This is a genomic window from Gluconacetobacter aggeris (assembly GCF_014174395.1).
Lineage (GTDB): Bacteria > Pseudomonadota > Alphaproteobacteria > Acetobacterales > Acetobacteraceae > Gluconacetobacter > Gluconacetobacter aggeris.
This window is the reverse complement of the sequence record NZ_JABEQD010000002.1, coordinates 71,550-90,928: the sequence shown is the minus strand read 5'-3', so window position 1 is coordinate 90,928 and position 19,379 is coordinate 71,550. Positions and strand designations below refer to the sequence as shown.

Sequence of the window (19,379 nt, the reverse complement as noted above, 5' to 3'; positions counted from 1 at the left end):
GGTTCGACCTATTGCCGGTTTGTGTCCAGACGCCCGGCATGACGAGAAAGAGAGCGCGATGGGCAACGGGATGGACATCACCCCCGAGATCATGATCCAGGCCTATTCGATCGGCCTGTTTCCCATGGCGCCCGATGCACGGTCGCAGCACCTGGAATGGTACGATCCGGAATTGCGGGGAATCCTGCCGCTGGACGGGTTTCACGCCCCCCGCCGCCTGCTGCGCACCGTGCTGTCCGACCGGTTCGAGATCGTCTCCGACCGTGATTTCGAGGCGACGATCCGCGCTTGTGCCGCCCCCGCGCCGGGTCGGGAAGAGACATGGATCAACGAGCGGATCGTCCGCCTGTTCTGCGACCTGCATGCGCTGGGTCATGCCCACAGCGTGGAAAGCTGGTGCGACGGGGAACTGGTGGGCGGGCTCTACGGCGTGGCGATCGGCGGGGCGTTCTTCGGCGAGAGCATGTTCAGCCGCACCCGCGATTCGTCGAAGGCGGCGCTGGTCTCGCTGGTCGCGCGGCTGCGGCGTGGCGGCTTCACGCTGCTCGATACGCAGTTCGGCACCGAGCACCTGGCGCGGTTCGGCGGGGTCGAAATTCCCTCATGGCGCTACAAGAAGCAACTGGCGGCCGCGCTGCGACTGCCGGCCCGCTGGCCGGACGAGTCCTCGCCCGTGGAACGCGAGGCGATCCGTCATGAAATTATCGCCATGCGGTGCGGAAGCGGCGCGGGTGCAATTTCGTCTGGCGACGGAAGCGGTTAGGGTCGTCGGGCATTATTGGACGAAGCGGGAAGAGGAGTTCGGGATCATGATCCATCCGACGGGGGCGCGCGCGGGCGTGGCTGGCGCGCTGGCGGTGAGCCTGATGACGGCCGTTGCGGCTCAGCCGGCGCGGGCGCAGGCCGATGCCGACCATCCGCCGCTTGCACCCGCGCGCGACGTGCAGGTGCAATATGCCGTGCAGCCCGATGGCGCCCCGGCTCCCAAGACGATCGAGGCCTGGTTCACCGCCAATGGCGGGATGATGCGCATCGACAGCCCCGAGGCCATGGGCTCGACCATCCTGAACCGCACCACGCGGCAGGTGACGATCGTGCTGAACAAGCAGAAGGTCTACACGCAGTTCGAGGCGCATAACGGGATTCGCAACCCGTTCCTGCTGGATCTGTCGATGCAGTTTACCCGCAGGGGCACGGCGCAGGTGGCGGGCGTGTCCTGCACCGAATGGGGCGTGGTGTCGGGGCGCGGGACGGCGACCGCCTGCGTGACCGATGACGGCGTGATCCTGCGCGAGGACGGGGTGGATGGCGACGGCATGAAGGGCCGGCTGGAGGCGACGCGCGTCACCTATGGCCCCATTCCGACCAGCACGTTCCAGCCGCCCGAGGGCTATCAGATGGTCACACGCCATCGCGTCGCCCCGTCGCACGCGATGGGTGGCGGCCAGCCGGTGACCGGTGGAGCGGCGCAGTCCGGCCAATGAGCGGCGAATCGCACCGCCTGGCGCTGGCGGGCCTGATCCTCGCCCTGACGCTGCCGGTTGGTCCGGCGGCGCGGGCGGCCGGGGACGCGCCCTTCGTCACGCCGCAGCGGGATGTCGACGTCAGCTACGCACTGGCATCGCCCGATCCGTCGATTCCGGTGCAGCACCAGCGCATGCGCTGGTCGGCCGGCACACGCCGCCAGCGTGTCGATCCCGACGGGTCGGCCACCTACATGATCACCGACTATCGGGCGGGCAGCCTGACGGTGATCGATCAGGCCCACGGGGCCCGCACAATCATTCCCGCTCCCGGCCCAGCCCTGTCGGAACCCGGGCAGCGGGCATCGGGGGACTGGGCGCGCGGCGAGACGATGCTGGTGGCCGGCGAGAGCTGCACCGTCTGGCATACCCATGACACGGACGGCCGGGTGAGCGATGTCTGCTACAGCGACGACGGCGTCATGCTCCAGGTCATGCAGGGCGACCGGATCGTGGTGCGTGCGGAACAGGTGAGCCGCGCGATCCAGCCGGATTTGGTGTTCGTCGTGCCAGCCGGACTGAAGACCATCCAGGCCGCCCATCCCTAGAAATCCGCTGGCTGGCGGGGTTCGTGACGGAAATGGGGCGAAACCTGCCCGTAAATCGCCATGAGGGGGTGGTGTGTTTCTTTTTACGCGGGGCGGTTTGCTCCCGCCTGGAAAGAAAGGGTACGGCCATGCGTAAAATGGCGCGACTTCTGCTGGTGGTTCCGGTGTTGGCGGCGGGTCTTGCCGCTGCTGCTCCGGCGGCTCATGCGGAATGGCACGGACATGGGTGGGGCGGTCCCGGTCCGGGCTGGCATGGCGGTGGCTGGCATGACGGCGGCTGGCACGGTGGCGGCTGGCGGGGGCCCGGCTGGCGTGGCCCGGGTTGGGGCGGGCGGGGCTATTATGGCCGCGGCCCCGGTGTGGGCGGTGCCTTTGTCGGCGGGCTGATCGGCGGGGCGCTGATCGGCGCGGCCGGAACGGCGATTGCGGCCGATGCCTATGCGCCGCCGCCCCCTCCGCCGCCGCCTCCGCCCCCGGTGGTCTATGTGCAGCCTTACGCCTATGCCTATCCGGCTTATTGATCGCGCGGGGCGCGGGCCGTCAGATCTGTGAGGCGGCCCGCATCACCTCGGCGACATGGCCGGGTACCTTGACGTTGCGCCAGACATGGGCGACCCGGCCGTCGGCATCGATCAGGAAGGTGGCGCGTTCGATGCCCATATATTTGCGGCCGTACAGCGTCTTCTCGACCCAGACGCCGTAGGCTTCGGTGACCGCGCCGGTGGCGTCCGAGGCCAGCGGAAAATCGAGATTCTGCCTGGTGGCGAAATTGTCGATGGCCTTCATCGAATCGCGCGAGACGCCGATGACGGGAAGGCCCGTGCCGCCCAGCGCGGCCAGGGCCTCCTGGAAACCGCAGGCCTCGGTGGTGCAGCCCGGCGTGCTGGCCTTGGGGTAGAAATACAGGATGAACGGCTTGCCCCGCATCGCCGCCAGGCTGACATGCCGCCCCTTGCTGGCCGGCATGTCGAAATCCGGCACCGGGGCGCCGATAGCGGGAAAGATCGGGGTTTCGGCCATGATGGGTCTCCGTTCGGCCCCGGTCGGGGCGAGGTGCGGTGGGCGGGCCTTCTATTTCGATGGGTTTGCCGGTGCCCGCAAGCGTTCCGCCGTGTCCTCGACCGGGCCGACCAGGCGGACGAACAGGGCGCGCACCGAGTCCGCGAGATCGTCCATCAGGGACAGGGCGTCGTCCATCGACCCAACACCGATCTCGCGCAGCAGGATGTCGCTGGTGGCGGCAGGCATGGCGGCGGGATCGGTCGGCGGGCGGGCGCCGAAGAGGATGCGCAGCATGCTCTGTACCGACCGCCATGTCCGGTCCGCGCGCAGCAGCACGCGTTCCGCCGCCGGGTCCAGCCCGCCATGCCGCGCCAGCAGGCGCAGGGCTTCGCGCGTCGAGGGCGCGCGCGCCTCGGCGGTGCCGGCGACGAGTTGCAGCGCCTGGGCGATGAATTCCACATCCATCAGGCCGCCCGGACGACGCCTGATGTCCCACGGGCCCTCGGCCGGCAGGTCGCGCGCGATGCGGGCGCGCATCGCACGCGCATCGTCAAGGATCGTCTGGCGGGCGGCGGGGGAGGGGCTGCCATCCAGCGCGGTGGCGATCGCCGCGCGCATGGCGCGGACCAGCGGGGGCGCGCCGGCGACGACCCGTGCGCGGGTCAGGGCCATGCGCTCCCACGTCCAGGCGCTTTCGGCGTGATAGCGGCGGAACGAGTCCAGCGACAGCGCGACCGGGCCCTTGGAGCCGGAGGGGCGCAGGCGCATGTCGACCTCGTAGAGCGGCCCTTCCGGGCCCGGCGCGGTGAGGGCGGCGATGAAGGCATGGGCCAGCCGGACGAAATATTGCCCGACCGGCAGCGGGCGTGGCGGCAGCCCGCCCCCCTCGGCGGCGGCGCGCGGCGAGACCACGCTGTCGGTCACCCCGGGCGGGTGGTCGTAGATCAGCATCAGGTCGAGGTCCGAACCCGGCATCATCTCGCGCGATCCGGCCTTGCCCAGCGCCACCACCGCGATCGCCCCGCCCTGGATGCGCCCGTAGCGTTCGCGATGTTCGACGGTGACGGTGCGCAGCAGGCCGCGGATCACCGCGTCGGCCATGTCGGTGCGGGCGCGGCTGGCGCTGTCCACGTCCAGCCGACCTTCCAGCCGGGCGGTGGACAGGCGGAATTCCTCGCCGCGCACCAGCGTGCGCAGGACGGGCAGGAGCTGCTCGGTCGAGGTGGCGCCCGCCACATGCTGGCGCACGAGCTGGGCGGGCGTGAGGTCGGCGGCGCGGGTGTCGGCCTCGTCGTCGCCGATGCCGCCCAGCAGCCCTTCCAGCGCCGCCGGGGTTTCGGCCAGATGGTCGGCCAGGAAGGGCGAGCCGTCGAGGATGGTGGCGATGCGTCCGATCAGCGCCGGATTGCGCTCCAACAATGTCAGGAACTGCACCCCCGCCCATTGGCGGGCGAGCATGGCATCGAACCGGCGCAGGCAGGTCAGCGGCTCGCGGCGCTGGCCGAAGCAGGACAGGATGACCGGCATCAGGCGGCGCAGCAGGCTGCGCGCGCGGTCCGAGCGCAGGGCGCGCAGGCGGTTGCCGCTCCAGCGGCCCAACAGGGCCAGCGCATCGGGGATGTCGGCTTTCGGGAAGCTGGCGAGGCGCAGATGCTCCTCCATGTCTTCGGCCTCGGGGTCGATCGAGGCGTCCGTGCCCTCGGGTTCGGCGAACTGGCGCTCGAAGATCCGGCGGGAATCCTGCATGATCGGCAGCATCATGGCGGCCAGGGCGCGGCCGTTTTCCTCCTGCATGAAGATCGCGTAGATGTTGAAGGCTTCGCGCGTCGTCGGCAGGCGGTGGGTCTGGTGGTCGGCCTGCATCTGCAGCCGATGCTCCGCGCGGCGCAGCATGCGATAGGTGCGGGCCAGGCTTTCGCCCTGCGGGCGGGGCAGGATGCCGGCGCGCACCAGCCGGCGCAGCGCGCCCAGCGTGGTGGGATCGCGCAGTTCGGGCTGCCGCCCGCCCCAGACCAGTTGCAGCGCCTGGGCGACGAATTCGACCTCGCGGATGCCGCCCTGGCCCAGTTTCAGGTTGTGGCCCAACAGCCAGTCGCGGGCCAGCCGCGGATCGTGGACCGTGCGGTCGCCCAGGCGCGACAGGCCGGTATGGCCGGCATTGCGGTGGCGGTCGATGCGCGCCTTCATGTCGTGCAGGTCGTCGATCACCGCGAAATCGAGGTGGCGGCGCCAGACGAACGGGTGGATCGCGCGCAGGAAGCGGCGGCCGGCGCCGATATCGCCCGCCACCGGGCGCGCCTTGGTCATGGCCGCGCGTTCCCAGGTCTGGCCCATGCTTTCGTAATAGGCGATGCCGGTGGGAAACGAGATTGCGGGCGGGGTGGCCGACGGGTCGGGGCGCAGGCGCAGGTCGGTGCGGAACACGTAGCCATCGGCATCGCGCGCTTCCATCAGGCTGACAAGATCGCTAGTCATGCGGATGAAGATCCGGCGCAAATCCTCGTGGCCCGGATGGCAGTCCGGATCGTACAGCACGATCAGGTCGATATCCGAGGAGTAGTTCAGTTCCCGCGCACCCAGTTTTCCCATTGCCAGCACGACGAATCCGCTGCCCCGGGTCGGGTGGCCCGGATCTGGCAGAACGAGTTGCCCCGTGTCATGTGCCGTCCGCAGCAGATGTCTGACCGCGGCATCCAGCGCGCCCTCGGCCAGGCGGCTGAGCGCGAGGGTGACCTGTTCCAGCGTCCACAGACCGCCGATATCGGCCAGCGCGATGGCCAGCGCGGCCTGCCGCTTGGCCGCGCGCAGGGTTGCCGCGATCGTGGCGCGGTCGTCGCGCGGGGTCAGCGCCGCCATGCTGTCCAGGGCGGCGGCCATGCCCGCGTCCGGCCCTTCGGCCAGCAGGTGGGCGAAGGGAATGACGTCGCGCCGAGCCAGGCCGGCCAGATAGGGGCTGTTGCCGCCGATCGCCGCCAGCATGGCCGCCACGCCCTCGGCCTTCAGCAATGCCGGGTCCAGCGCGTGCTCCCGCCACAGCTCGTCCAGGTCCTCGCGCAGCAGGGCGACGCCGCGCGGATCGGCGGGGGCGGGCCAGGCGCGGTCGGTCCAGGCTGTCGGGCCGGCGGCGGGGGGCGCCTGCGTGGCGCGGGCGGTGCGATGTCCGGGCATGGGTCGTCCTGGTCCGGGAGGCAGAAAAGAAAAGGGGCGCTATCCCGCGCCATGCTGCGCCGAGGCCGCGGCGCACCCTGGACGGCGCGATGACCCACGGTCAAGGCCCCCGACCTCCGGCGCCACGCAGGGGGTGGCGCATCGTCCGGGTGCTGGCTGCGGCCTGCATGGCCGTGCCGGTTCTGCTGGTGGTGGGGCTGGCGGGGTGGCTCTCCTGGCGGCCCGTCGATGTCACGCCGCTGGCGCGGCTGGCGCTGGCGCGCGTGCTGCCGCCCGGCGCGCGGGGGCAGAAGGCGGTCCGCCTGGAACTGGGGCGGATGCGCGTTGGCTGGGACTGGCTGCATCGCGGCCTGGCCGCGCCGCTGGACGTCGCGGCCGACGATCTGCGCCTGCGCCGGCCCGATGGAAGCGTGGCGGAGAGTGTCCGCGCGCTGCGGCTGGTGCTGGCCAGCGGGCCGCTGCTGCATGGCCGGCTTGTCGCGCCCGAGCTGGCGGTATCCGGTGCGCGGGTGACGCTGCGTCGGGGCGTGGATGGAGCGATCGGTCTCGATACCGGGGGGATGCAGGCGGGGGGCGGCAAAGTGGGCGTGCCGCTCGATCCCCGGATGATGGAAAGGCTTGCGCTGGAGGATGTCGCGGTCACGCTGCGCGACGTGCCTAGCGGCCAGACCTGGCGCGCCGCGGGGGTGCATGCCGAACTGCATGCCGTGCGTCATGCCGCCCTGTTCGGCCTGGCCGGCCATGCCGGGGTGACGCTGGCGGGGCCTGGACTGCGCGCGACGCTGCGCGCCGATGGCCAGGCCGATGGTGCGGCGGGACTGGTCTGGCATCTTGCCGCCACGCCGGTGACGCCGAGCGCACTGGCCCCGCTGGCGCCGGGCCTGGCCCATGCCGACCTGCCCGTCGGGCTGGATGCAACGGTTCGTCTGGCGGCCGATCGGGATGGCCTGATGGCCCGCCCGGTCTCGGCCGCCCTGCGCGTGCGGGCGGGTGCCGGGCGGATCGTGACGGGCGCGCGGGGCCTGGTTCGCGTGGCCGGCGCGCAGGCGGATTTCACGGCCCGTTTCCCGCCCGATGCCGGCGGCGGCGTAATTCCGGGTGGGGCGAAGATCCGGCTGGAGACGCTGGCGGCCAGCATACTGCCCTCCGACCGCCCGGCGAGCGTGCCCGGCGATACGGTCACGCTGTCCGCGCATGCGGCGCTGGATATCGCCAACCTGAATGGCCCCGGGCCGATCGACGGCGCGGTGGACGCGACCATTCCCACGCTCGATTTCGCGACCCTGGCCGCTTACTGGCCGGCGGGGGCGATGAAGGGCGCGCGGGCGTGGGTGACGCGGAACATCACGCGCGGCACGGCGCAGGACCTGCATGTCGCCATCGGGCTGGGCAGTGCGTCGGGGTGGAAGGCGCTTGCCATGCGGTCGATGGCGGGCGGCGTCACCGGGTCGGGTCTGGACCTGCACTGGCTGCGTCCGATCCCGCCGATCCAGGGGGTGAATGCCGTCCTGACCTTCGAGGGGCCGGATGCGCTGTCGATCGCCTTCAGCGACGGTGTGCAGACCGTGGAGCGCACCGGCCGGCATGTCGGCACCGCCGGCATCGGGCGGCTTGCGGTCGGCGACGGGCACATGCGCATCACCGGCCTGCAGGGGAAGGACCAGACCGGCGACATCACGACGACCCTGCGCGGCAATCTGCGCGATGTGCTGGCCCTGCTGGCTGAGCCCCGCCTGCATCTGCTGTCGCGCCATCCGGTCGCGTTCGACCAGCCCAGCGGCAATGCGCGGGTCGTCCTGCATCTGGTCCTGCCGCTGGACGACAAGGTCTCGGTGGATCAGATCCGGCTGAATGGCCATGCCGACCTGGATCATCTGCATCTGGGCGACGTGGTGCAGGGGCGCGCCCTGGATGACGGCCGGGTGACGCTGGATGCCACGACGCAAGGGTTGACCATGCGGGGTACGGCGCTGCTGGGCGGCATGGAGTCGGCCCTGACCTATGCCATGGATTTTCGCGGCACGCCGGAGGTCCGTACCACCGAGAGCGCGCATGTGCGCATCCATGCCACGCCCGAGAGCGCGGTGCGCGCCGGTTTCGATGTCGGCCAGCGCTTCCACGGCAGCGCGGACCTGGATGTCGATTATGATCGCTTCCCCGACAGTACCGGTCAGGTGGACCTGAAGCTGGACCTGGCGGATGCGGCGCTGACCATTCCGGTGTGGAGCAAGCAGCGGGGGCAGGCGGCGGAGGCCTCGGCGCGGCTGGGGCTGGATGCCGGGCGCCTGGTCTCGGTCGAGGCCATTCATGCCACCGGCCCCGACTTGCTGATCGATGGCCGCGCGACCATGGGGCGGGATGGCGGGCGCAGCCTGATCATGCGCGGGTTCCGCGTCGGCCGGTCGCGGGGGGATGCGACGGTGGAGGTTTCGCCGCGACCGGCCGATCCGCTTCGTGTGGCGGTCCATGCTTCGGTGCTGGACCTGTCGCCGCTTCTGGCGCCCACGCCGGAGGTGGCTGCGTCTCCCACGGGATCGGAAAAGGGGGCCTATCACATGCCCGAGGCCGCGTCGGGCCGGGTGCATGGGCCGCCTGGACGGAGCTGGCTGATCGATGCCGATGTCCATACATTGTTCTATGCCCGCGCCGCGGCGCTGACCGGTGTGCATGCGCATCTGGAGGATAATGGCGTCCGCCTGACGCGGATGCGGTTTTCCATGGCCGGGCCGTCGCCGGCCAGTGCGACCCTGACGCCGGAGCGGGACGGGCGGCACCTGTGGGCCAGTGTCCAGGATCTGGGCCTGATGCTGCGCACGCTGGGCGTGACGACCAAGTTCGAGGGCGGGCGGACCGTGATGCGGGGCGTGTTCGACGATGCCCAGCCCAGCGCGCCCTTTACGGGTGTGCTGACTGTCGATCCCATCACGTTGCGCGAGGTGCCGCGGGCGGTGCGCCTGGCAAATAATGCCTCGCTCTATGGCTGGATGCAGGCCGCGCCGGCGCCGGGATTCGCGATCCAGCGCGTTTCCCTGCCCTTCACCTTTCGCGACGGGGTGCTGGAGGTCCATGACGGGGTGGCCAGCAATGCCTCGCTGGGGGTGACGGTCGAGGGGCCGGTCGATCTGGACCGGGGGAAGCTGGAGCTGAAAGGGACCATCGTCCCGGCTTTTGCCGTGAATACCATCCCCGGTCACATGCCGGGCGTGGGGCGGCTGATGAGCCCGGAGAAGGGGGGCGGCCTGCTGGCGGCTACCTTCGTGGTCAGCGGGGCGCTGGATTCGCCGGCGCTGCGGGTCAATCCGTTTTCGCTCTTCCTGCCCGGCGTGATGCGCCGGCTGGTCGAGTAGGCGGTCCGTGGAAGGAGAAGCGATGGACGGTCTGGGTGCCGGGGGGTGGGGGCTTGTGGCCCTGGCTGCGATCGCGATCGTGGCCGCGCTGATGCTGCTGGCGCGGCGCGGGCGTGGAGCGGATGGGGGTGACCTGCTGGCGCGCGTCTATGTCATGATGGAGCGCGATTCCGCCGCGCGCCTGGCCGATGGCGAGGCCCAGCGTACCCGGCTGGACCAGTTCCGCGCCGAGACGGCGGACCGGCTGGGGGCGATGGCGCAATCGCTGACCCGGGACCTGGCCGAGGCGCGGGTGCGCCAGAGCGAGGCGCTGCGCGAGATGGCCGAGACCTCGGCCCGGCAGCTCGACGCCATTCGCGCCACGGTGGACGAGCGCCTGCACGAGGCGGTGGAGCGGCAGATGCAGACCTCGTTCCAGCGGGTGCTGGAACAGTTTACGGCCATGCAGAAGGCGATGGGCGAGGTCTCGGCGATGACGGCGCAGATCGGCGACCTCAAGCGCCTGTTCTCCAACGTCAAGACGCGTGGCGGCTGGGGCGAGGCGCAGTTGCGCGCGATTCTGGACGATGTGCTGCCGCCCGGCGCCTACGAGGCCAATTGCCGCCTGCGCGAGGGCAGTGCCGAGGTGGTGGAATTTGCCGTGCGCATGCCGGTGCGGGCCACCACGCCGCCATTGCTGGCCATCGATTCCAAATTCCCCACCGAGGCGTATGAGCGCCTGCTGGATGCCGTGGACCGGGTGGATGCCGAGGCCGAGCGCGCCGCCCGCCGCGCGCTGGAGACGACGCTGAAGATTGAAGCCCGCAAGATTGCCGCCAAATATATCGTCCCGCCGGTGACGGTGGAATTCGCGGTCCTGTATCTGCCGACCGACGGGCTCTATGCCGAGATCGCGCGGATTCCGGGACTGGTGGACGAGATCGGGCGGACCTGCCGGGTGATGATCATGGGCCCCGGCCTGCTGCCGGCCATGCTGCGGACGATCCATCTGGGATACGTCACCATGGCGCTGGAGGAGAGGACGGACGGCATCGCGCGCCTGCTGGGCGCCACCCGGCAGGAAATGCTGCGGATGGATGGCGTGCTGGAGCGGCTGGCGCGCAATGCCTCGGCCATGTCGTCGTCGATCGACGAGGCGCGGCGGCGGACGCGGGTGGTGGCGAAGCAGTTGCGCGGGCTGGACGGGATCGACGCGGCCGCCATCCCGCCGCTGGACGAGGAGGTGGCCGGGCGGAGTGAAACGGAATTTAATGGTGCTTGAGGCGGGGGGAGATCATGCCTGACCGGACCATGAATGCGACATCGACCTCAGAACCGTTTTCCCACGCCGGGGGGGCTGGACCGGGCCGCGAGGGCCGGCCGCGGGTGCTGCTGGTGGAGGATGACGGCAAGATCGCCCAGGAAGTCGCCGAGGAACTGGAAAGCCGGGGCTTTGCCGTTCGTCATGCCCAGACGGGGCGGGACGGGCTGGCGGCGGCCATGGCCGAGACGTTCGACGTGATGATCGTGGACCGGATGCTGCCGCAGATGGACGGGCTGACGCTGATCGAGACCCTGCGCGGGCGCCAGGTGCCGAGCCCGGTGCTGGTGCTGTCGGCATTGTCGGCCGTCGACGACCGGGTGAGCGGGTTGAAGGCGGGTGGCGACGATTACCTGACCAAGCCCTTCGCGATGGAGGAACTGACCGCCCGGCTGGAGGCGCTGATGCGCCGCCCCAACAATACACGCGAGACCATGCTGCATGTCGGGCCGCTGAGCATGGACCTGATCGAGCGCACGGTGACGCGGGACGGGCAGCCGATCGACCTGCTGCCGCGCGAATTCCGGCTGCTGGAATATCTGATGCGCCGGCCGAACCAGGTGCTGACCCGCACCATGCTGCTGGAAGATGTGTGGAACTACCGCTTCATCCCGCAGACCAACCTGGTGGATGTCCATATCGGCAAGCTGCGGCGCAAAATCGACGACCCGGCCGGGGTGCCGCTGATCCAGAGCATCAGGGGCACCGGATTCATGCTGCGCGTGCCCGAATAGGTCATGCAACCGGGCGAGGTGCTGCGCACCGCGACGTTCCGGCTGACGCTGGCGGTGGTCGTGGCGATGATCGGTACCGCGGCGCTGCAATTCTCGGTCGGATACAGCCAGACCAAGGCGTTCGAGTTCCGGCGCACGGACGAACTGCTGCATCGCGAGGCTACCCTGCTGGCGCGCGAGCAGAAGCAGGATCTGGAACACAAGATCAGCGAGCGCGCGACCGACGATCTGCGCGTGGTGATCAACCAGGCCGCGCTGTTCGATACCGCCCATCGCCATATCGCGGGCGACCTGCGCACCTGGCCCGAAGGGCTGGTGGTCGATGGGCATGTCCATGAAGTGACCGTTCTGCCGAACGAGGACGCGCCCTATATCCTGCGCATCCTGGCCGTGCCGGTCGCCGGCGACCGGGTGCTGGTCCTGGGGCGCGGCCTGCACATGATTGCGGAATGGCGGCTGATGATGCGCCATTCGCTGCTGGTCTCGATCGTGCCCACGGTGCTGTTCGCGCTGCTGTGCGGCATCGTGCTGAGTCATCGCGCGCTGGGGCGCGTGGGCCGGATGCACGAGGCGATCGACCGGATCATGGATGGCGACCTGCATGAGCGCCTGCCCGCCGGGCGCCAGCGGGACGAGATGCAGCGCCTGGCCGGCAGCGTGAACCGGATGCTGGACCGGCTGGAATATCTGATGGGCGAGATCCGCGATGTCGGCAACGACATCGCCCATGACCTGCGCACGCCCCTGGCCCGTGTACGCGCCCGTCTGGACCGCGCGCAGGCGGGCACGTTGTCGGCCGATGATCTGCGCACCGTCATCGCGCGCTCGATCGACGATCTGGACCAGTGTTTTTCCATTATCACCGCCCTGCTGCGGATCGGCGAGATCGAGAATGCCCGCCGGCGGGTCGGATTCTCGGTCGTGGACCTGAACGAGATCGCGACCGATATCGTCGATCTGTACGAGCCGATCGCCGAAACGCGGCAGATCAGGCTGGCATTCCGCGCGGCATCGGGGCCCGTGCCGGTGCATGGCGACCGGGACCTGCTGATCGAGATGCTGGCGAACCTGATCGACAATGCGCTGAAATTCACCGATCCTGGCGGCGACGTCACGCTGGCGACTTATCCCGACGGCCAGGGCGGGGCGCGGCTGGAGGTTGCCGATACCGGCATCGGCATCATGCCCGAGGAGCGGCAGGCGGTGATGAACCGCTTCTACCGTTCGGACAAGAGCCGCCATGTGCCGGGCAGCGGGCTGGGCCTCAGCCTGGTTTCGGCCATCCTGCGCCTGCACAATGCGCAACTGACCATTTCGAACGCCCGCCGGCACGATGCCCGGCCCGGCGCGCTGTTCGGAGTGGCATTCCCGCCTTCCACGCCGGTCGCGGCCCCGCCGGCCCAGGCCGGTTTTTAAATGGGAATTTCATTGGCGCGTTCGCATGGCGTGCTAACGAGGCCCCCGAACGATCGGGAGTGACGACGATGCACGCTTGCGGGCCAGATCGCAGGGGCGTGGCGGACAGGCGGGATGGACGGCGCGCGGACGCGCGCGCAGGAGGTTCGCGCCGCGCATGAACGCCATTGTCGTCACCGCGCTCAAGCGGCCCTATACGTTCGTCGTCCTGTCGATTCTTATCGTCGTCTTTGGTGTCCGGTCGATGGTCCAGACCCCGACCGACGTCTTCCCCAGCATCAAGATCCCGGTCGTCGCCGTCGTCTGGACCTATACCGGCCTGATGCCGGAAGACATGTCGGGGCGCGTCATCTATTATTACGAGCGCGCGCTGACCGCGACCGTCAACAATATCGAGCATATCGAGAGCCAGTCCTATTACGGGCGCGGCATCGTCAAGGTGTTCTTCCAGCCCGGCACCGATACCGCGGTGGCGCAGACGCAGATTACCTCGGTCTCGCAGACCGTGATCAAGCAGATGCCGGCGGGCATGACGCCGCCCCTTGTGCTGACCTACAATGCGTCCTCGGTGCCGGTGCTGACGCTTCAGGTGTCGTCGGACTCGATGACCGCGTCGCAGATCTACGACATGTCGTCGAACCTGATCCGGCCGGCCCTGGTGTCGGTGGCGGGGGCCGCGATTCCGAACCCCTATGGTGGCCAGCCAGGCAATATCATGGTCGATCTGGATCAGGCGAAGCTGCTGGCGCATGGGCTGTCGGCCACTGACGTAGGCAATGCGCTGGGCAAGCAGAATATCGTGCTGCCGGCGGGTGACCAGAAAATCGGGGCGCTGGACTTCATGGTCCAGACGAATGCGACGCCCCGCGCGATCGACGAATTCAACGCGATTCCGATCAAGCAGGTCGGCAATGCGGTCGTCTATATGCGTGACGTGGCATGGGTGCACCAGGGGGGGCCGCCCCAGACCAACATGGTGCTGGTCAAGGGGCATCAGGCCGTTCTGATCGTGATCATGAAGAGCGGCGATGCCTCGACGCTGGACGTTGTCAGCGGGGTGAAGGCGCTGCTGCCCGGCGTGACCGCGACCCTGCCGCCCGGGGTGCAGATCAAGGTGCTGAACGACGCCTCGACCTTCGTGAAGGAGGCGGTGCGCGACGTGGTGCAGGAAATGGGCACGGCGGCGCTGCTGACCAGCCTGGTGGTACTGCTGTTCCTGGGCTCCTGGCGCTCCACGGTGATCATTGCCACCTCGATCCCGCTGGCCATGCTGTGCTCGATCATCGGGCTGGGGTGGGCCGGGCAGACGATCAACGTCATGACGCTGGGTGGCCTGGCGCTGGCGGTCGGCATCCTGGTCGATGACGCCACCGTCATGATCGAGAATATCGACGCCCATCTGGAGATGGGCAAGGATCTGGAAAACGCGATCATCGACGCGGCCAACCAGATCGTGATCCCGACCTTCGTTTCCACCATGTGCATCTGCATCGTCTGGATGCCGCTGTTCCAGTTGACCGGCGTTGCGGGCTGGCTGTTCATGCCGATGGCCGAGGCCATCATCTTCGCGATGATCGCCTCATTCATCCTGTCGCGCACCCTGGTGCCGACCATGGCGAAATACCTGCTGGCGGCCCAGGTCGCGGCCCATCATGCCGCCAAGCACGGTCATGCGGCGCCGAAGGGCTTCTTCGGCCGCTTCCAGCAGGGGTTCGAGGCCCGGTTTACCGCCTTCCGCCATGCCTATCGCGACCTGCTCACGGCGCTGGTGGCCGCGCGCATGCGCTTTATCGGCACCTTCCTGGGGCTGGCCGTGGGCTCGGTGGGGCTGCTGGTGTTCGTCGGGCAGGATTTCTTCCCCGAGATCAATTCGAACGCGCTGGCGATGCATATGCGCGCCCCGCTGGGCAGCAAGATCAACGAGGCGGGCAAGATCTCGATGCTGATCAGTGGCGAGATCCATCGCCTGCTGCCCGGCGAGGTCGATGACATCGTGGCCAATTGCGGCCTGCCGTTCAGTGGCCTGAACCAGGCCTTCATCCCGACCCCCACCGTCGGCGCGCAGGATTGCGACCTGACCATCACCCTGCGCGACGAGGAGGCGCCGGTCGCGGCCTATCGCGATATCCTGCGCAAGGGCCTGGCCGAACGGTTTCCGGGTACCGAACTGACCTTCATGCCGGCCGACCTGACGGCGAAGATCCTCAATTTCGGCCTGCCGGCGCCGCTCGACGTGCAGATCAGCGGCCGTAACCTGGCGGAGAATTTCACCTTCGCCCAGCATCTGGCCGAGCGGCTGCGCCATGTGACGGGCGTGACCGACGTGTCGGTGCAGGAGCCGATGACGACGCCCACCCTGCGGGTGAACGCCCGGCGCTCCTACGCGCTGGGGACCGGCCTGACGGAAGCCGACATCGCCAACAACGCGCTGGCGACCCTGTCGGGCAGCGGCCAGGTCTCGCCGACCTACTGGCTGGACCCGAAGACCGGCGTGTCGCATCTGGTCGATATCCAGACGCCGCTGCAGTTCCTGCAGAGGCTGAACGATCTGGAGACGATTCCGATCGACCGGGGCGACGGCAACCCGATGAGCAAGGCACCGCAGATCCTGGGCGGGCTGAGCCAGATCATCCAGACCGGCACGCCCGGCGAGGTCTCGCACTACAACATCCTGCCGGTGTTCAACATCTACGCCACCAATAACGGGTTGGACCTGGGCGCGGTCTCGCGCGCGGTGAGCCGGGTGGTCGAGGCGTCGCGCCATGACCTGCCGATGGGCTCCAGCCTGGTCGTGCGCGGGCAGGCGGTGACGATGAACGACGCGTATCGCCAACTGGGCATCGGATTGGCGATGTCGATCCTGCTGGTGTACCTGATCATCGTCGTCAATTTCCAGTCGTGGCTGGACCCGTTCATCATCATTACCGCGCTGCCCGGCGCGCTGGCGGGGATCGCGTGGAGCCTCTTCCTGACGCATACCGCGCTGTCGGTGCCGGCGCTGACGGGGGCCATCATGTGCATGGGGACCGCCACCGCCAACTCGATCCTGGTCGTGTCGTTCGCCCGTGAGCGGCTGGAGGTGCATGGCGATGCCGTGAAGGCCGCCATCGAGGCCGGGTTCGAACGTATCCGGCCGGTGCTGATGACGGCATCGGCCATGATCATCGGTATGCTGCCGATGTCCCTGAGCAATTCGCAGAACGCGCCGCTGGGCCGGGCGGTGATGGGCGGGCTGATGGTGGCGACGGTGGCGACGCTGCTGTTCGTGCCCTGCGTCTTCGCCCTGCTGCATGGCAGGCGGTCCGAGCGACACCGTAGCGCCGAAGGAGAACGCGCATGAGCGCCGTGGAACAGACCCGCGGACCAAAACCGTCGGGGCGTGGGAAGCTGCTGGCCGGCGTCGGCGTCGTCCTTGCGGTGGTGGTGGTCGGCGGTGGGATCATCCAGCGGCAGGCCCATCTGAGGGCGCTGCGGCACCAGACGGAAGATGCCGCGATCCCGCGGGTGCAACTGATCTCGCCCGGCAAGGGGCCGAGCATCCGCACGCTGGACCTGCCGGGCAATATCTCGGCCTGGTACCTGGCGCCGATCTATGCCCAGGTCTCGGGCTATGTGCGCATGTGGTACAAGGATTTCGGCGCCGAGGTGAAGGCGGGCGACGTGCTGGCCACCATCGACACGCCGGGGCTGGATGCGCAATACGCCGCGTCGAAGGCGAATTTCGACGTGGCGATGGCGCGCTACAAGCTGGCGCAGATCACGGCGAAGCGCTGGAAGGCGCTGCAGGGCACGCAGGCCGTCTCCCAGCAGGAAGTCGACGTGCAGGCCGCGAACGCCGAGGCCGAGCAGGCGCAGGTGGAGGCCGCCCGGCATGAGGTCTCGCGCTACGCGGCGCTGATCGGCTTCAAGCAGATCGTCGCCCCCTTCGACGGGGTGGTGACGTCGCGCCTGGCCGATGTCGGCGATTATGTGAATGCCGGCGGCGGCGATGTCAGCGCACATGGGACCGCGACCGAGCTGTTCAGTGTGGCCGACGTGCATCGCATGCGCGTATTCGTTTCGGTGCCGCAGGATTATGCCGACATCATCAGCCCCAAGCTGACGGCCGAGGTGACGGTACCGCAGCATCCCGGGCGGGTGTACAAGGCCATGTTCCTGGCCACCGCGGGCGCGTTCAACGCGACGACCCGCACGGTGACCACCGAGCTGACGCTGGATAACAGCGACCGCACGCTGTGGCCGGATTCCTATGCCACCGTTCATTTCCGCGCGCCGGGCGACCCGGACATTCTGGTGATTCCGGAAGGCGCGCTGATCTTCCGTGCCGAGGGCATGCAGGTGGCGCTGGTCGACGAGCATAACCGCATCCGGCTGCATAACGTGACGGTCGGGACCAACCTGGGCACCACGGTGCAGATCCGGGGCGGGCTGAAGGCGACGGACCGGCTGGTCAACAATCCCTCGGCCGGCCTGCTGGACGGGCAGGAGGTCCGGGTGGTGGATGCGACGCCGGGCTATAACGCGCAGCCGGCCGTGGCGAACGATTCGGCCCGTACCGACGATGTCCGCGCCATGCCGAATGATCGGTCGGGTGCGGAGGAGGCGGGAGCCCGTCAATGACCCTGTCCTCTCCCGCGCGGCGATTGCGGCGCCGTTCCGCCGGCCGGCTGCCGCACGCGGCCCGCTGGGCTGGCGGTCTGGCGCTGCTGGCCGGCCTGGCCGGGTGCGACATGGCACCCGCCTATCACCCCGATCATTTCGTCTTTCCCGACAATTGGAAGGGCGAGGGCACGGTGCGCTACGCCGCGCCCGACGAGGCCGCGCTGCGGGGGGATTGGTGGACCCTGTTCGGTGACCCGACGCTGAACCGGCTGGAAGAGCAGGCCAATCGCGCCAATCCCGATCTGCAGGTCGCGGCCGAGACCTTCACCCAGGCGCGCGACATGGCGGCCGAGGCGCAGGCGGGCCTGTATCCGCAGGTGACGACTGGTGCGGGCATGGCCAAATACAAGGGCTCGGCGCATCGGCTGTGGCGCGGGGCGGGATCGACCGGTCCGACCTACATGTCGTCGGAGCAATATAGCGGCACTGCGACGTGGGAGCCCGATTTCTGGTCGGCGATCCGCAACCGCAAGCGGATGCGCGTGCAGGCGGCGCAGGAACGTGCCGCCGATTACGCGCTGACGCGGCTGAGCACCGATGCCGAACTGGCGTCCGATTACATCGCCCTGCGCGGGCTGGACGTGCAGGACGCGGTCTATCGCGACTCGATTCGCACCTACAAGCTGGCAGTGCAGATCACCCATATGCGCCAGGCCGGGGCGATCGCCGCCGGGCTGGACGTCTCGCGCGCCGAAAACCAGCTCTATGCCACCCAGGCGCAGGAGACCGACCTGCTGGCGCGCCGGGCGGTGCTGGAGCATGCGATCGCGGCGCTGGTAGGCGTGGTGCCGGCATCCTTCCATCTGGAGCCTGAAAACCAGATGCATTTCCCCGATGTCGGGGTACCGATGCTGCTGCCTTCGGCGCTGCTGGAGCGCCGGCCGGACGTGGCGGCCGCCGAACGTGAGATGGCGCAGGCCAACCGCGCCATCGGCGTATCGCGCGCCGCGTTCTATCCGAACGTGTCGGTGAACGCGATGACCGGATTCATGGATAACGGCTTCACGCTCGCCGACCTGTCGAACAGCATGTATTCCTATGCCGTGCAGGCGGCGATGCCGCTGTTCCAGGGGGGGCTGCGCCGGGCGGAACTGCAGCGCACCTGGTCGCAGTACCGCCAGGCGGAAGACAATTATCGCGGCGTGGTGCTGCAGGCCTTCCAGGATGTCGAGGACGGGCTGACCATGACCGGGCAACTGCGTACCGAACTGGCGCAGCAGCACCGTTCGGTGCAGGCCGCCGTCCGGACCCAGGGCATGACCATGGCGCTTTATACGGGCGGGCTGACCAACTATCTGGACGTGGTGGTGGCCCAGATCGCCGCCCTGACCGCGCGCATAGCCGAGGTCCAGGTCGAGACCCGGCGCCATCAGGCGACGGTGGCGCTGATCCGCGCGCTGGGCGGCGGATGGTCGCGGGCCCAACTGCCGTCCGACAAGTCGGTCATGCCCTTCGCGCCCCTGCAGTACGAGGGGCTGCGCGTGCCCAAGGAGGCCGGGGGCATCGCGACCGGCAGCGGGCCGGACCAGCTGAACCTGACCGGGACCGGGCTGGCCGGGACGGGGTTGACAAGCCCGGCCCATTAGGGTTAGGGACCCGCCTCTTACGGAACGCGGGAGGCCGCGTCCGCCGTCTTGCACGGCGGGCGGGCCGCAGGAACCGCGGTCCGGGTGAAACAG

At 69.1% G+C, this 19,379-nt stretch carries 13 protein-coding genes; 11 read left to right on the top strand and 2 right to left on the bottom strand.

The window, feature by feature from the left end; genetic code table 11:
- The first annotated feature begins 58 nt into the window (after nucleotides 1-58).
- The 4 genes from aat (at nucleotide 59) to HLH36_RS03090 (ending at nucleotide 2,592) form a co-directional block, all read left to right on the top strand.
- A complete protein-coding gene (gene aat / locus HLH36_RS03105) occupies nucleotides 59-763 on the top strand; it encodes a leucyl/phenylalanyl-tRNA--protein transferase (RefSeq protein ID WP_182985024.1) in 705 nt (234 codons plus the stop codon).
- Between the two features lie 46 nt (nucleotides 764-809).
- Complete coding sequence (locus HLH36_RS03100; protein ID WP_220792689.1) at nucleotides 810-1,484, top strand: DUF4412 domain-containing protein; 675 nt, start codon at nucleotides 810-812, stop codon at nucleotides 1,482-1,484.
- Nucleotides 1,481-2,071 (top strand): hypothetical protein, encoded by a 591-nt coding sequence (locus HLH36_RS03095; protein ID WP_182985023.1) that lies wholly within the window; start codon nucleotides 1,481-1,483, stop codon nucleotides 2,069-2,071. The genes HLH36_RS03100 and HLH36_RS03095 overlap by 4 nt, the downstream gene beginning before the upstream one ends.
- Before the next feature lie 137 nt (nucleotides 2,072-2,208).
- A complete protein-coding gene (locus tag HLH36_RS03090) occupies nucleotides 2,209-2,592 on the top strand; it encodes a hypothetical protein (protein ID WP_246376384.1) in 384 nt (127 codons plus the stop codon).
- Nucleotides 2,593-2,611: 19 nt separating this feature from the next.
- On the opposite strand, the gene bcp is transcribed toward HLH36_RS03090, so the two are convergent.
- Together bcp and HLH36_RS03080 are read right to left on the bottom strand one after the other, a co-directional pair.
- Nucleotides 2,612-3,091 (bottom strand): thioredoxin-dependent thiol peroxidase, encoded by a 480-nt coding sequence (bcp, locus tag HLH36_RS03085; protein WP_182985021.1) that lies wholly within the window; start codon nucleotides 3,089-3,091, stop codon nucleotides 2,612-2,614.
- 51 nt (nucleotides 3,092-3,142) lie between these two features.
- Nucleotides 3,143-6,241, bottom strand: coding sequence for a bifunctional [glutamine synthetase] adenylyltransferase/[glutamine synthetase]-adenylyl-L-tyrosine phosphorylase (locus tag HLH36_RS03080; protein ID WP_182985020.1), 3,099 nt, complete (start codon nucleotides 6,239-6,241; stop codon nucleotides 3,143-3,145).
- A gap of 89 nt (nucleotides 6,242-6,330) precedes the next feature.
- Here HLH36_RS03080 and HLH36_RS20005 point away from each other — a divergent pair, with 89 nt between their 5' ends.
- The 7 genes from HLH36_RS20005 to HLH36_RS03045 all read left to right on the top strand — a co-directional run bounded on the left by HLH36_RS20005 (nucleotide 6,331) and on the right by HLH36_RS03045 (nucleotide 19,286).
- Nucleotides 6,331-9,588 (top strand): AsmA-like C-terminal region-containing protein, encoded by a 3,258-nt coding sequence (locus HLH36_RS20005; protein WP_182985019.1) that lies wholly within the window; start codon nucleotides 6,331-6,333, stop codon nucleotides 9,586-9,588.
- A 22-nt stretch (nucleotides 9,589-9,610) separates the two neighbouring features.
- Nucleotides 9,611-10,849, top strand: coding sequence for a DNA recombination protein RmuC (locus HLH36_RS03070; protein WP_182985018.1), 1,239 nt, complete (start codon nucleotides 9,611-9,613; stop codon nucleotides 10,847-10,849).
- 29 nt (nucleotides 10,850-10,878) lie between these two features.
- Nucleotides 10,879-11,622 (top strand): response regulator transcription factor, encoded by a 744-nt coding sequence (locus HLH36_RS03065; protein WP_182985350.1) that lies wholly within the window; start codon nucleotides 10,879-10,881, stop codon nucleotides 11,620-11,622.
- Between the two features lie 3 nt (nucleotides 11,623-11,625).
- Complete coding sequence (locus HLH36_RS03060; protein WP_182985017.1) at nucleotides 11,626-13,038, top strand: sensor histidine kinase; 1,413 nt, start codon at nucleotides 11,626-11,628, stop codon at nucleotides 13,036-13,038.
- A 157-nt stretch (nucleotides 13,039-13,195) separates the two neighbouring features.
- Nucleotides 13,196-16,378: an efflux RND transporter permease subunit gene (locus HLH36_RS03055; RefSeq protein WP_182985016.1), complete on the top strand. Its 3,183-nt coding sequence runs from the start codon at nucleotides 13,196-13,198 to the stop codon at nucleotides 16,376-16,378.
- Nucleotides 16,375-17,658 carry an efflux RND transporter periplasmic adaptor subunit gene (locus HLH36_RS03050; protein WP_182985015.1) on the top strand — a complete coding sequence of 428 codons (1,284 nt, stop codon included), beginning with the start codon at nucleotides 16,375-16,377 and terminating at the stop codon, nucleotides 17,656-17,658. Before HLH36_RS03055 ends, HLH36_RS03050 begins: the two co-directional genes overlap by 4 nt.
- Complete coding sequence (locus HLH36_RS03045) at nucleotides 17,655-19,286, top strand: efflux transporter outer membrane subunit (protein WP_182985014.1); 1,632 nt, start codon at nucleotides 17,655-17,657, stop codon at nucleotides 19,284-19,286. Before HLH36_RS03050 ends, HLH36_RS03045 begins: the two co-directional genes overlap by 4 nt.
- The last annotated feature ends 93 nt before the right edge of the window (nucleotides 19,287-19,379 follow it).